Genomic DNA, 12,817 nt, shown 5'->3' with positions numbered 1-12,817 from the left:
GGGCCGCGACCGCACCACGGTCGCGAGCCAGGGCCGGGCTCTCGCCGTACGGGCCCGCGAGGCCGGCCCGTCCACAGGCTGTGGACGGGCCGTACCCCGTCACGGGCTGTGGACGGGGCACGGGCCCCCCACCCGTGAGCGCGCACCGCTATCCCGCCAGCGCCTTCAGGCGCTTCACCGCCTCCTCCAGCACCGTCGTCCGCTTGCAGAACGCGAACCGGACGAAGGGCGCGCCCGCTTCCCGGTGGTCGTAGAAGACGGCGTTGGGGATGGCGACGACGCCCGCCCGCTCCGGGAGGGCCCGGCAGAAGGCCAAGCCGTCGGATTCGCCGAGGGGGCGGATGTCGGTGGTGATGAAGTACGTGCCCGCCGGGCGGTGGACCGCGAAGCCCGCTTCCGTGAGGCCCGACGCCAGCAGGTCCCGCTTGGCCAGCAGGTCCGCGCGCAAGGAGTCGAAATAGGTGTCGGGGAGGGCCAGCGCCTCGGCGACGGCGTACTGGAACGGGCCGGACGAGACGTACGTCAGGTACTGCTTCGCCGCGCGCACCGCCGCCACCAGCGCGGGCGCGGCCGTCACCCAGCCGACCTTCCAGCCGGTGAACGAGAACGTCTTGCCCGCGCTGCCGATCGTGACCGTCCGGTCCCGCATCCCCGGCAGCGTGGCGAGGGGCACGTGCTCGGCCTCGTCGAAGACCAGGTGCTCGTACACCTCGTCGGTGACGACCAGCAGATCCCGCTCCACCGCCAGCTCGGCGATCGCGGTCAGCTCCTCGCGGGTGAGGACCGTGCCGGTCGGGTTGTGCGGGGTGTTGATCAGGAGCAGACGTGTGCGGTCCGTCACCGCGTCGCGCAGCTCGTCGAGGTCGAGGCGGAACCGGGCCCGCTCGGGGTCCGGCCGCAGCGTCACCGGCACCCGCGCCGCGCCCGCCATGGCGATGCAGGCCGCGTAGGAGTCGTAGTACGGCTCCAGCGCCACGACCTCGTCCCCCGGCTCCAGCAGGGCCAGCGAAGTGGCCGCGATCGCCTCGGTGGCGCCCGCGGTGACCAGGACCTCCGTGTCCGGGTCGAACGTCAGGCCGTAGCGGCGGCGCTGATGCTCGGCGATCGCCGTCCGCAGCTCGGGTACGCCGGGACCCGGCGGGTACTGGTTGCCGCGCCCGTCCCGCAGCGCCCGTACGGCCGCCTCGCGGATCTCCTCGGGCCCGTCCGTGTCGGGGAACCCCTGGCCGAGATTGATGGACCCGGTCCGCAGGGCAAGCGCGGACATCTCGGCGAAGACCGTCGTCCCGAACTCGGCGAGACGGCGGTTGAGGAAGGGGCGCGCGGTGGAGGTCATGCCGGTCATCCTGCGCCGAAGCTCTGGACTTCCTCAAGTGTGCTTTGGCCGGTGAGGCAGGCGGGCATCCCCCGTTCACGCACCGGTCGCACCGGTTGCGCGAGGCGCCCACGGGGGGCCGCTTCGGGGGATTCGGAAGGAGGGTGGAGCCATGGCAGTCGGCATCATCCTGGCGGTACTCGCAGTCGTGGTCCTGCTGGTGGCCGTGATCGTCACGGCCGTGCGCAGGATCACCGCCGGACACCGGGGACCGTCCCGGCCCGGTTCCCGCTCGCGCGGGGGAGGCGGCGGCAGCAGTGGGGACAGCGGCAGCAGCTGGTGGGCCGCCGGCGGCGGGGCCGCCGTGGCGTGCAGCTCCTCCTCGGGCAACGACTCCGGCGGAAGCCACTCCGGCGGTCACTCGGGCGGCGGTCACTCCTGCGGCGGCGGATCCTCGTCGTCCTGCGGCGGCGGCTCGTCCTGCGGGGGAGGAGGCGGCGGATGCGGCGGAGGCAGCTGACACGGGGCAGCTGAGCTCCCCACGGGGAGCCGCATCCGGGCCGCGGGGCCGTCCCCTGACCGAGGGCGCCCCGCGGTCGCACCATGTCCGGGGTGCGGGGCGCGCGGGAGCGAGTCCGGGCCGCACGGCGTACGCCGAGGTTGAACAGGTGAGCTGAGCAACCCTCTGAGGGATGGAAACCCCACGAAGTTGGGTAAAAACGCTGTGGCGTCACCACAGTTCATGATTCCCTCTAAACCACCACCGCAGCCCCCTCGGACCCTCGGACGTCCCGCGCGGACGCTCCCCCCCCATGTCGGGCCGGCCGGGGCCGCCCTCCCCGGGAGTCACCGGGGCGCGCCGGACCCTTCCTCTCTTTGCGTTCTAGCGGAGCCGAGTCATGCTCACGACCCTGAACACCTCCTACACCGACACCTGCGCGGCCGACCTGGCCTGGGCCCTGGGGCGTGAGCCGCTGCCCGCCCTGGCCACGCTCGACCTCCAACTGTCGGGCACCAAACTCCAGTTGCGATTGCTCGGTGCCTCGCACCAGGTACTGCTGGAGGAGGAGCAGGGCACCTGTTCCGAGACGGTCGCGTGCCTCCCCGGCGGCAGCACACCCCTCCCGCTCGGCGTGGCCAAACGGGTCGGCGACTGGGAGTACGAGTTCGCCGCCCGCGTCGAGGTGCTGCCGCCGGACCAGTTCGCGGGCCGGGCCCAGGAACTGCTGGCTCTCGTCTCCGACCATCCGAACGGCCTCGCGGGCGTCTTCCCGGGCAGCCCGCACGCCTTCACGGCCTTGCTCGCACAGCGCCACGAGGGCCATGTGCACTGGCGGACCTGGCACGCCTACCCGCAGGACGGGCAACTGGTGGCGACGCGAACGCGGGTGGGTGCGCGCGTGCCGGCGAAGGAGCGGGGCCCGCGCGTGCCGACGGGCTGAACTCGGCGCGTGTGTGCCGATGGTCCGAACCGTGCGCGCGCGTGCCGACGGGCCTGCCGGAGCGGGAGGGTGCCGACGATCCGAACCGCGTGAGAGCACTGGCCGTGCTGAAGCGCGGGCCTCAAACACACGGCGCCTGATCGACACAGAGTTCCACACGTGTGGGTGACGTAGCGTTCCCTTCTCGTGACGTAACGTCGCAGTCGTGATCGAACCGCACGCACCGGCCCCACCCGGCGTGACGCCCGGCGTGATGTCCGGCGCCCCGCCCGGCTCACCGCCCCGGCACGGTCCCACGCGGCTGCCCGTCGGGCCGGACACCGGACGGTTCCTGGTCCTCGTGTGCGTGTTCGTCTGCGCGGCCTGCGGTCTGGTGTACGAACTCGAACTCGTCGCCCTCGCCTCGTACCTGATGGGTGATTCGGTCACCCAGGCCTCCGTCGTGCTGTCCGTCATGGTCTTCGCGATGGGTATCGGCTCCCTCGCCGCCAAACGGCTGCGTCGCCTCGCCGCAGCCGGCTTCGCCGCCGTCGAGCTGACCCTCGCCCTGATCGGCGGTTGCAGCGCGATGGCCCTGTACGCCGTCTTCGCCTGGACGGGTGACTGGGACGGCATGTGGGCGAACGGTCCGCGCGTCCTGCTCGTCGCCTTCTGCCTCGCCATCGGACTCCTCATCGGCGCCGAGGTCCCCCTGCTGATGGAGCTGATCCAACGCGTCCGCCGCCAGGACGCGGGTGGCGCGGTGGCCGACCTCTTCGCCGCGGACTACGTGGGCGCGCTGGTCGGCGGCCTGGCGTTCCCCTTCCTGCTGCTGCCCTTCCTGGGGCAGCTGACCAGCTCCCTGCTGACCGGCGCGGTCAACGTGGTCGCCGGCGGCGCCCTCGTCCTCGGCCTGTTCCGCCGCGACCTCACCCCCCGCACCCGCTGGCTCCTCCTCGTCGCCAACGCCGCCGTCCTCGCCGTCCTCGCCTCCGCCGCCGCCCTCGTCGACGACTTCGAACGGGCGGCACGCCACGCCGTCTACGGCGACGACGTCCGGGTCGCCCTGCACACGGCCGTCCAGGAGATCGTCCTCACCGGCGGCACCCGCGGCCGTCCCCTCGCCCTCTACCTCGACGGCCGGCTCCGCGGCGGCGGCCACGACCAGCTCCGCTACCACCGGACCCTGGTCCACCCCGCGATGAGCGGCCCCCACGCGCGCGTGCTCGTCCTGGGCGGCGGCGACGGACTGACCGCCCGCGAGGTCCTGCGCCGCCCCGGCACCCACCGCGTCGACGTCGTCGACCTCGATCCCGCCCTGGTCCGGCTGGCGCGCACCGACCCCGGGCTGTCCCGTCTCAACGGTCACGCCATCGACGACCCGCGCGTCCGCGTCACCGTCGGCGACGCCTTCCGCCACCTGCGCGCGACCCCGCCGGGCACCTACGACGTGGTGATCGCCGACCTGCCCGACCCCGGCATCACCGCCAGCACGAAGCTGTACTCCCAGGAGTTCTACGGCCTCGCCCGCCGCGCCCTGCGCTCCGGCGGCCGGCTCGCGGTCCACGCCGGCCCGGTCGACACCCGGCCGCACGCCTTCTGGACGGTCGAGACGACGATGCGCGCGGCGGGCCTGCGCACCGCCCCCTACCGGGCGAACGGCGACTGGGGCTTCGTCCTGGCCGCGACCGCCGCCCGCCCCGACCTGTGGCTCGGGCCCGGCGAGCGGGCGCTGCGCACGGGGCCGCGGGGGCTGCGGACCTCCACGCTGGTGCACCCCCGGTACTGAGCGCGCAGGGTACGCCTCGCCGGTGCGCGGGCGGTGGCGATCCAGGTTTCGGAGGGTGCTTTCCCGGACCCGCTGGGTAGGCTCCGCCCTTATGGAGCATGAGGTGTTCGTTCCGGTTCCGGCAGAGCGACTGCGGGCGGCCCTCGCCGACCCCGCGCAGGTGGCCCGGGCACTCCCCGGCTTCCAGCAGGACGCGGGCACCGAGCCCGTCGCGGGCCGGCTGAAGCTGCGCGTCGGAGGCCACACCATCACCTACCGCGGCACCCTGCGCGTCACCACCCGCGAGGACGGTGCGTACGCCGTCGAGGGCGACGCCACCGAGGCCCGCGGCTCCGGCACGGTCACGCTGGCGCTCACACTGGTCCTGCGGGAGACCGACGGGGCGTCCACGCTCCGCTTCGCGGGTACGGCGACCGCGGACGGCCGTATCGCGGAACTGCCGGCGGACGCGGTGGACTCGGCGGCCGCACGACTGCTGGACCGGTGGGCGGGGAACCTCGGGGCGGAGGCGGCGGTCGTCGAACCTCCCGCCGCGGCCACCGTCTCGGAGACCGAGATCCCCCCGCCGGTCCTCGACGACCCCGACGGCCTCGAATCCGTCAACGGCTCGGCCGACGCGGACGAACCGGACGACGTCGACGAACCGGACGACGTGGAGGACGTGGAGGACGTGGAGGACGTGCACGTGGCGGACGCCGTCGCCGAGTTCCCCGACCCCGGCGTGCCCCCGGCCGAGGCCGCGCACGCGCGCCGCACGATGATCGGCCGCAGTGCCGAGGAGGTGGACCACGCCCCGCCGCGCGGCCGGTACGCCCCGGTCCCGGCCCCGCAGACCGTCGCCCGGGACAACGCCCTGCGCTGGGCGGCCCCCGCCGCAGCCCTCGCGCTGGCTTCGGCGATCGTCGTCGGGCGGGCGCTGCGGCGCCGCCGATGACCTGAAACGCCCCGGTGACGCCCGACGCCCCCTTGATCACCTCGATAGGGTCGTCCCGTGAGTGACGAAGACTTCACGCTGACCGCGGGAGACGCGGAGGTGACCGTCCAGCCCGGCAACGGCGGGCGGGTCGGAGGGCTGCGCGTCGGCGGAGCGGAACTGCTGCGGCAGGGAGAACGCTTCGGCTGCTTCCCGATGGTGCCCTGGTGCGGGCGGATCAGGGACGGCCGCTTCCGGGACGGCGCGGTCGTCCACCAGATGCCGCTCAACTCCCCGCCGCACGCCATCCACGGCACCGTCCGCGACGGCGCCTGGAAGGTGGCCCGCAGGTCGGCCGACGAGGCCGTGCTGACGTACGACCTGGTCGACCCCTGGCCCTACCCCGGCCGGGTCACGCAGATCGTCGCACTGACCGAGGACGCGCTGACGCTGTCCATGGCGGTGGAGACGTACGGCTCGTCGTTCCCGGCGCAGATCGGCTGGCACCCCTGGTTCAACCGCAACCTCGGGGGTGAGGACGTGCAGGTCGCCTTCGACCCCGCCTGGCAGGAGGAGCGCGGCGAGGACCACCTGCCGACCGGCGACCGGACCGAGCCGAAACCCGGCCCCTGGGACGACTGCTTCGGCATGCCCGACGGTGTCTCCGTGGCCCTGACCTGGCCGGGCCGGCTCCGGCTGGCGGTGACGAGCCCGCTGAAGTGGGTCGTCGTCTACGACGAGCAGGAGGCGGCCGTGTGCGTGGAACCGCAGACCGGCCCGCCGAACGGCCTGAACACCCTCCCGCGCCTGGTCACGCCCCTGGAGCCGCTGGAGGCCACGACCACCTGGGCCTGGACCCGCCTCTAAGCTGAGGGGCATGACGGACGACGTACGCGGCGCACTGCTGCGGCAGATCAAGGACAAGGCCGTGGTGCACGGCAAGGTGACGCTCTCCTCGGGTCTGGAGGCCGACTACTACATCGACCTGCGCCGCGTCACCCTCGACGGCGAGGCCGCCCCGCTGGTCGGGCAGGTGCTGCTCGACCTGACGGCCGAGCTGGACTTCGACGCCGTGGGCGGGCTGACCATGGGCGCCGACCCCGTCGCGGGCGCCATGCTGCACGCCGCCGCCGCGCGCGGCCGCAGGCTGGACGCCTTCGTCGTACGCAAGGCGGCGAAGGCGCACGGGATGCAGCGGCGCGTGGAGGGTCCCGAGATCAAGGGGCGCCGGGTCCTGGTGGTCGAGGACACCTCGACCACCGGCGGCTCTCCGCTGACCGCCGTGGAGGCCGTGCGCGAGGCGGGCGCCGAGGTGGTGGGCGTCGCGACCATCGTGGACCGGGCGACCGGTGCCGCGGAGAAGATCCAGGAGGGTGCGGGCGTGCCGTACCTGTTCGCCTTCTCGAAGGATGAACTGGGTCTGGACTGACGAGCCGCCATGACCTGGACTTGACCGGCGCATGGACCGATCGCGCATGTCTGGAAAGATGGGGACGACGATGACGTCGCACCCAAGGTCTAGGTCAGGGCCGTAACTCCCAGAACGCCAACCCGCACACTCAAGGAGCGGACGAATGCCCATCGCAACCCCCGAGGTCTACAACGAGATGCTCGACCGGGCGAAGGCAGGCAAGTTCGCCTACCCGGCCATCAACGTCACCTCGAGCCAGACCCTCAACGCGGCACTGCGCGGCTTCGCGGAGGCCGAGAGCGACGGCATCATCCAGATCTCGACCGGTGGCGCCGAGTTCCTGGGCGGTCAGTACAGCAAGGACATGGTGACCGGCGCCGTCGCCCTGGCGGAGTACGCGCACATCATCGCCGAGAAGTACCCGGTCACGGTCGCCCTGCACACCGACCACTGCCCGAAGGACAAGCTCGACGGGTACGTACGTCCGCTGCTGGAGATCTCCCGCAAGCGCGTCGAGGCCGGTCTGGGCCCGCTGTTCCAGTCCCACATGTGGGACGGCTCCGCCGAGACCCTCGCCGACAACCTCTCCATCGCGCAGGAGCTGCTGGAGAAGGCGCGCGCCGCGAACATCATCCTCGAGGTCGAGATCACCCCGACCGGTGGCGAGGAGGACGGCGTCTCGCACGAGATCAACGACTCCCTGTACACGACGGTCGACGACGCGATCCGCACCGCCGAGGCCCTCGGCCTGGGCGAGAAGGGCCGCTACCTGCTCGCCGCGTCCTTCGGCAACGTGCACGGCGTGTACAAGCCCGGCAACGTCGTGCTCCGCCCGGACCTGCTGAAGGAGCTGAACGACGGCGTCGCCGCCAAGTACGGTCAGACGGCCGGCAGCAAGCCGTTCGACTTCGTCTTCCACGGCGGCTCCGGCTCCTCCGCGGAGGAGATCGCGACCGCGCTGGAGAACGGCGTCGTCAAGATGAACCTCGACACGGACACGCAGTACGCCTTCACGCGTCCCGTCGTCGACCACATGTTCCGCAACTACGACGGCGTCCTCAAGGTCGACGGCGAGGTCGGCTCCAAGAAGACCTACGACCCGCGGACCTGGGGCAAGCTGGCCGAGGCCGGCATGGCCGCGCGCGTCGTCGAGGCCACGCAGAACCTGCGGTCGGCGGGTACGAAGATCAAGTAGCGGTCCGCGGCCGGGAGTCTCCCGGCAGGTGGTGTCGGCTGTGCGGCGAGCCCGGTGCTTCGGTGCCGGGCTCGCGGTATACCTGGGTCCATGTCCGACGTCCGGCTGGCCTCGTCCCAGGGCAAGTGGATCCTGTTCACCACGGTTCTCGGCTCCAGCATGGCCCTGCTGGACTCGACCGTCGTCAACATCGCCCTGCCCCGCATCGGCCGCGACCTGGACGCCGACCTCGCCGCCCTCCAGTGGACGGCCAACGCCTACCTGGTCACGCTGGCCGGCCTGATCCTGCTGGGCGGCTCGCTCGGCGACCGCTACGGCCGGCGCAAGATCTTCGTGGTGGGCGTGGTCTGGTTCGCCGTGGCCTCCCTGCTGTGCGGGCTCGCACCGAACGCCGGCGTGCTGATCGCCGCCCGCGCCCTCCAGGGCGTCGGCGGCGCGCTCCTCACCCCCGGCTCCCTCGCCCTCATCCAGGCCTCCTTCCACCGCGACGACCGGAGCCGCGCCGTGGGCCTGTGGTCGGGCTTCGGGGGCGTCGGCGCGGCCGTGGGGCCCTTCCTGGGCGGCTGGCTGGTCGACGGCCCCGGCTGGCGCTGGGTGTTCCTGCTCAACGTGCCGCTGGCCCTGCTGTGCGTCCCCGTCGCCCTGCGGCACGTCCCCGAGTCCGGCGACGGAAAGGCTCACGGCCACTTCGACGTCCTGGGCGCCGCGCTGGGCGCCGTCGCCCTCGCGCTCGTGACGTACGCGCTGACCGAGGCGGGCGAGGGGTCCCTGACCGTGGTGGTGACGGCGGTGGCCGGACTCGCCGCCGCGATGGCCTTCTGGTACGTCGAACGGCGCCGCCCCGACCCGATGATGCCGCCCGCCATCTTCGCGTCCCGCCAGTTCACGGCCGTCAACCTGGTCACCCTGTGCGTGTACGCGGCCCTCGGCGGCTTCTTCTTCCTGTCCGCCGTACAGCTCCAGGTCGTGGCCGGCTACTCCGCTCTCGGCGCCGGTACGGCCCTCCTGCCGACGACCGTCCTCATGCTGTTGCTCTCCGCCCGCTCGGGTCAGCTGGCCGAGCGGATCGGCCCGCGCATCCCGCTCACGGTCGGCCCGCTGCTGGCCGCGGCGGGCATGCTGCTGATGCTCCGGGTCGGTCCCGACGCCTCCTACGCCGCCGACGTCCTGCCCGCCGTCCTGGTCCTCGGCCTCGGCCTGGTCGCCCTGGTCGCCCCGCTGACGGCCACCGTCCTGGCCTCCGTCGACGTCTCTCGGGCGGGCCTCGCCAGCGGCGTCAACAACGCGGCGGCACGGGCGGCGGGCCTCGTCGCGGTGGCCGCGCTGCCCCTGCTGACCGGGATGGGCGCGGAGGCTTACCGCTCGTCCGACGCCTTCGACGACGCGTTCGGCCGGGCGATGGCGCTGTGCGCGGGCGCGCTGGTCGTCGGCTCGGTGATCGCCTTCACGACCGTACGCCGCCCGGCCCCGGGCTGCCGCCGCCCGGAGTGCAGAACGCACGTGGCTGTCCTGGCGCCGCCGCTGGAGGGGGAGCGGGCGGAGGGCCGGCTGACGGTCGGGCCCGGCGATCCGGGGGCGTCGGGGGACAGCGGGCGGGGTGTTCGGGGCTGAGAGGGCGTGGGGGGCGAGAGCGGACTCGGGGGGGGCGTCCGGCCAGAGAGCCGGGGGGAGGTCCGTCGTCCTGTGGGGAGAGGGCCGGGGTGAGGTCGGTCGGGTCTGCGGGTCCCGTCCGGAGCGGCCTCGGGCGGGGGCGATCGAGTGCGGGGTGGGGCCGGGGGAGGTACGGGCGGGTCCGCCGGGCGTCCTGGGTGGGTCCGGCGTGGGGCCTGGGGCTGCCCGGGTGGGGCGCGGGGCGACGTCTGCCGGGGATGCCGGGCGGGGCTGCTCGGGTGCGCGGGGAGCTCCGGGGCCGCAGCGCCGGGCTGTCATGGCAACCCCGGCGGCGTGAACCCTGGCGGGTCCCCCAGACTGGACCCATGTCCATTCACGAAAACCTTCTCGGGGGACCGGCCCCGACCCACCTCCCCGACGACCCCGAGCCCCGCGAACTGCTCGCGGCCGGCACGGCCCCGGCCGACGTCGCCGCGAAGTACCCCACGTCCTCCCTGGCCTGGGCCCGGCTCGCCGACGACGCGTTCGAGCGCGGGAGCGTCGTGGAGTCGTACGCCTACGCCCGCACCGGTTACCACCGCGGCCTGGACAGCCTGCGCCGCAGCGGCTGGAAGGGTCACGGCCCGGTGCCCTGGGAGCACGAGCCGAACCGCGGCTTCCTGCGCGCCCTGCACGCCCTCGCCCGCGCCGCCGGATCGATCGGCGAGCAGGAGGAGTACGAGCGCTGCACACAGTTCCTGAAGGACTCCTCGCCGACGGCGGCCCAGACGCTGGGCTAGTCCCGGGACCTGACTCGGCCTGACTGGGCCGGACCGGACCCCGGCCCGACCGGGCCGGTCGCAGGTCGGCGCCCGGCTGGTGCTTCCGGGGTACGGCCCGCCCGATGTGACCGGGCGGGCCTTGCACTTTCGGGTGACGATTGCGGAGGATGCCTCCTGGGGACCGGGGCCCCCGTGTCGGTAACGGCAGGGGCGGACCGCTACCCGGAGTACATATCAGGAGACAGCGATGTCCCACGAGGCTCACGAGCCCGAGACCCCGCATCTCGACTTCGCAGGCACGACGCCGTACGAGGACTACGTCCAGGCGGACGTGCTCACCCACCTCCAGCACACCCTCTCCGACGATCCCGGAGAGATGGTCTTCCTGGTCACGACCCAGGTGATGGAGTTGTGGTTCACGGTCATCGTCCACGAGTGGGAGACCGCGGCCGGTGCCCTGCGCCGGGACGACGTGCCGACGGCCGTCGCCGCGCTGAAGCGTTCCGTACGGGAACTGGAGGCGCTGAACGCCTCCTGGAAGCCGCTCGGACAGCTCACGCCGGCTCAGTTCAACGCGTACCGCAGCGCGCTGGGCGAGGGCTCCGGCTTCCAGTCCGCGATGTACCGCCGCATGGAGTTCCTGCTCGGCGACAAGTCCGCGTCCATGCTCGTCCCGCACCGCGGCGCGCCGCGTGTGCACGCCGAGCTGGAGAAGGCGCTGCACGAGCCGAGCCTCTACGACGAGGTCCTGCGGCTGCTGGCCCGGCGCGGGCACGCCGTACCGGAGGCCGTGCTGACGCGTGATGTCGCGCAGCGCTACCAGCCGTCGCCGGAGGTCGAGGCGGTGTGGACCGCGCTCTACGCGGGCGACGAGTCCGACGAACTCGCGCGACTCGGCGAGGCGCTGACCGACGTCGCCGAGCTGGTGTGGCGATGGCGCAACGACCATCTCGTCGCCACCCGCCGCGCGATGGGAGCGAAGACGGGCACGGGCGGTTCGGCCGGCGTGGCCTGGCTGGAGAAGCGCGCGCAGAAGAACGTCTTCCCCGAACTGTGGACGGCGCGCTCCCATGTCTGACCTCTCCCTCACGGCCCTGGAGCTGGACTCCAGCGACGACCTGGCCGGCAAGCGCAAGGAGTTCGTCCTCGACGAGGTCGTCTACCTCGACGGCAACTCGCTGGGCGCGCTGCCCGCGTCCGTCCCCGGCCGTCTGGACGACGTCGTCCGCCGCCAGTGGGGCGAGTTGCGCATCCGCTCCTGGGACGAGAGCGGCTGGTGGACCGCGCCCGAGCGGATCGGCGACCTGATCGCCCCGCTGGTGGGCGCCGCCGCCGGGCAGATCGTCGTGGGCGATTCCACCAGCGTCAACGTCCTCAAGGCCGTTGTGGGCGCGGTCCGGTTGGCGGGGGAGGAGCGGGACGAGATCCTCGTCGACGCGAGCACCTTCCCCACGGACGGCTACATCGCCGCGTCGGCGGCCCGGTTGACCGGTCGGACGCTGCGGCCGGTGGCCCCGGCGGAGGTGCCGGCGGCCCTGTCGGGCCGTACGGCCGCCGTGCTGCTCAACCACGTCGACTACCGCACCGGACGGCTGCACGACCTGCCCGCCCTCACCGCCGCCGTGCGCGCGGCGGGCGCGATCGCGGTCTGGGACCTGTGCCACAGCGCGGGCGCGCTGCCGGTCGGCCTCGACGAGCACGGCGTGGACCTCGCGGTCGGCTGCACCTACAAGTACTTGAACGGCGGTCCTGGTTCGCCGGCGTACCTGTACGTACGGCGTGACCACCAGGACCGCTTCGACTCCCCGCTGCCCGGCTGGAACTCGCACGCCGAGCCCTTCGGCATGCGTCCCGGCTACGAGGCCGCCCCCGGCGTCCTGCGCGGGCGGGTCGGCACCCCGGACATCCTGTCGATGCTCGCCCTGGAGGCGGCGCTGGAGGTCTGGCAGGGCGTGTCCGTCGACGCCGTCCGCGCCAAGTCGCTCGCGCTGACGGACTTCTTCCTGGAGTGCGTCGCCTCCTACGTCCCCGACGGCACGGTGGAGTGCCTCACCCCGCTCCCCCACGACCAGCGAGGCAGCCAGATCGCCCTGCGCTGCGACGACGCGGGCGAGGTGATGCGCCGCCTGATCGCACGCGGAGTGGTCGGCGACTTCCGCCACCCGGACGTACTCCGCTTCGGCTTCACCCCGCTGTACGTCAGATTCGCGGACGTGGAACGGGCGGGGCGGGTCCTGGGGGAGGTGTTGGGGGGCTGAGCCGCCGGGCGGCGCCGGCCCGGTTGCCGGGGCCGCCGCCCCGACGGCAGTCGTGTCGCTGGCGCGGCTGCCGGCTCGAGGAGAGTGCTTCCGCCGGCGGGAGGGGGGAAGGACAGGGGACCATCCCGCCGTCACCCCTTCCG

12 protein-coding genes are annotated in these 12,817 nt (G+C 73.3%); 11 read left to right on the top strand and 1 reads right to left on the bottom strand.

What is annotated here, in order from left to right:
- Positions 1-148: 148 nt before the first annotated feature.
- Positions 149-1,345 carry a pyridoxal phosphate-dependent aminotransferase gene (locus ACZ5Y0_RS14885; protein ID WP_469129061.1) on the bottom strand — a complete coding sequence of 399 codons (1,197 nt, stop codon included), beginning with the start codon at positions 1,343-1,345 and terminating at the stop codon, positions 149-151.
- A 142-nt stretch (positions 1,346-1,487) separates the two neighbouring features.
- Here ACZ5Y0_RS14885 and ACZ5Y0_RS14880 point away from each other — a divergent pair, with 142 nt between their 5' ends.
- The 11 genes from ACZ5Y0_RS14880 to kynU all read left to right on the top strand — a co-directional run bounded on the left by ACZ5Y0_RS14880 (position 1,488) and on the right by kynU (position 12,674).
- Positions 1,488-1,835, top strand: a complete 348-nt coding sequence (locus ACZ5Y0_RS14880; protein WP_469129060.1) for a hypothetical protein — start codon at positions 1,488-1,490, stop codon at positions 1,833-1,835.
- Positions 1,836-2,214: 379 nt separating this feature from the next.
- Positions 2,215-2,757 (top strand): DUF2617 family protein, encoded by a 543-nt coding sequence (locus ACZ5Y0_RS14875; protein ID WP_469129059.1) that lies wholly within the window; start codon positions 2,215-2,217, stop codon positions 2,755-2,757.
- 205 nt (positions 2,758-2,962) lie between these two features.
- Positions 2,963-4,525, top strand: coding sequence for a polyamine aminopropyltransferase (locus ACZ5Y0_RS14870; protein ID WP_469129058.1), 1,563 nt, complete (start codon positions 2,963-2,965; stop codon positions 4,523-4,525).
- 91 nt (positions 4,526-4,616) lie between these two features.
- On the top strand, positions 4,617-5,459 hold the full coding sequence (locus ACZ5Y0_RS14865; RefSeq protein ID WP_469129057.1) for an SRPBCC domain-containing protein: 843 nt from the start codon (positions 4,617-4,619) through the stop codon (positions 5,457-5,459).
- A 57-nt stretch (positions 5,460-5,516) separates the two neighbouring features.
- Positions 5,517-6,305, top strand: coding sequence for an aldose epimerase family protein (locus tag ACZ5Y0_RS14860; RefSeq protein ID WP_469129056.1), 789 nt, complete (start codon positions 5,517-5,519; stop codon positions 6,303-6,305).
- 10 nt (positions 6,306-6,315) lie between these two features.
- Positions 6,316-6,867 (top strand): orotate phosphoribosyltransferase, encoded by a 552-nt coding sequence (gene pyrE / locus ACZ5Y0_RS14855; protein ID WP_469129055.1) that lies wholly within the window; start codon positions 6,316-6,318, stop codon positions 6,865-6,867.
- Between the two features lie 145 nt (positions 6,868-7,012).
- Positions 7,013-8,044, top strand: a complete 1,032-nt coding sequence (fbaA, locus tag ACZ5Y0_RS14850) for a class II fructose-bisphosphate aldolase (RefSeq protein WP_469129054.1) — start codon at positions 7,013-7,015, stop codon at positions 8,042-8,044.
- A gap of 90 nt (positions 8,045-8,134) precedes the next feature.
- The gene (locus tag ACZ5Y0_RS14845) at positions 8,135-9,655 is read left to right on the top strand and encodes an MFS transporter (RefSeq protein WP_469129053.1); all 1,521 of its coding nucleotides are present in this window, start codon (positions 8,135-8,137) and stop codon (positions 9,653-9,655) included.
- Between the two features lie 365 nt (positions 9,656-10,020).
- Positions 10,021-10,434, top strand: a complete 414-nt coding sequence (locus ACZ5Y0_RS14840; protein WP_469129052.1) for a DUF3151 domain-containing protein — start codon at positions 10,021-10,023, stop codon at positions 10,432-10,434.
- Positions 10,435-10,663: 229 nt separating this feature from the next.
- The gene (locus ACZ5Y0_RS14835) at positions 10,664-11,494 is read left to right on the top strand and encodes a tryptophan 2,3-dioxygenase family protein (RefSeq protein WP_469129051.1); all 831 of its coding nucleotides are present in this window, start codon (positions 10,664-10,666) and stop codon (positions 11,492-11,494) included.
- Entirely contained in the window at positions 11,487-12,674 is a 1,188-nt protein-coding gene (gene kynU, locus ACZ5Y0_RS14830; RefSeq protein WP_469129050.1) for a kynureninase, read from the top strand. The genes ACZ5Y0_RS14835 and kynU overlap by 8 nt, the downstream gene beginning before the upstream one ends.
- Positions 12,675-12,817 lie beyond the last annotated feature (143 nt).

This window comes from Streptomyces sp. NPDC033216 (assembly GCF_055577115.1).
Note: the sequence above shows the minus strand (reverse complement) of the source record. Positions and strands in the feature narration are given on the sequence as shown.

Coding starts and splice junctions, on each gene's coding strand:
- ACZ5Y0_RS14885 (WP_469129061.1), bottom strand. CDS start 1,345: ATGACCGGCATGACCTCCACCGCGCGCCCCTTCCTCAACCGCCGTCTC.
- ACZ5Y0_RS14880 (WP_469129060.1), top strand. CDS start 1,488: ATGGCAGTCGGCATCATCCTGGCGGTACTCGCAGTCGTGGTCCTGCTG.
- ACZ5Y0_RS14875 (WP_469129059.1), top strand. CDS start 2,215: ATGCTCACGACCCTGAACACCTCCTACACCGACACCTGCGCGGCCGAC.
- ACZ5Y0_RS14865 (WP_469129057.1), top strand. CDS start 4,617: ATGGAGCATGAGGTGTTCGTTCCGGTTCCGGCAGAGCGACTGCGGGCG.
- pyrE (WP_469129055.1), top strand. CDS start 6,316: ATGACGGACGACGTACGCGGCGCACTGCTGCGGCAGATCAAGGACAAG.
- fbaA (WP_469129054.1), top strand. CDS start 7,013: ATGCCCATCGCAACCCCCGAGGTCTACAACGAGATGCTCGACCGGGCG.
- ACZ5Y0_RS14845 (WP_469129053.1), top strand. CDS start 8,135: ATGTCCGACGTCCGGCTGGCCTCGTCCCAGGGCAAGTGGATCCTGTTC.
- ACZ5Y0_RS14840 (WP_469129052.1), top strand. CDS start 10,021: ATGTCCATTCACGAAAACCTTCTCGGGGGACCGGCCCCGACCCACCTC.
- ACZ5Y0_RS14835 (WP_469129051.1), top strand. CDS start 10,664: ATGTCCCACGAGGCTCACGAGCCCGAGACCCCGCATCTCGACTTCGCA.
- kynU (WP_469129050.1), top strand. CDS start 11,487: ATGTCTGACCTCTCCCTCACGGCCCTGGAGCTGGACTCCAGCGACGAC.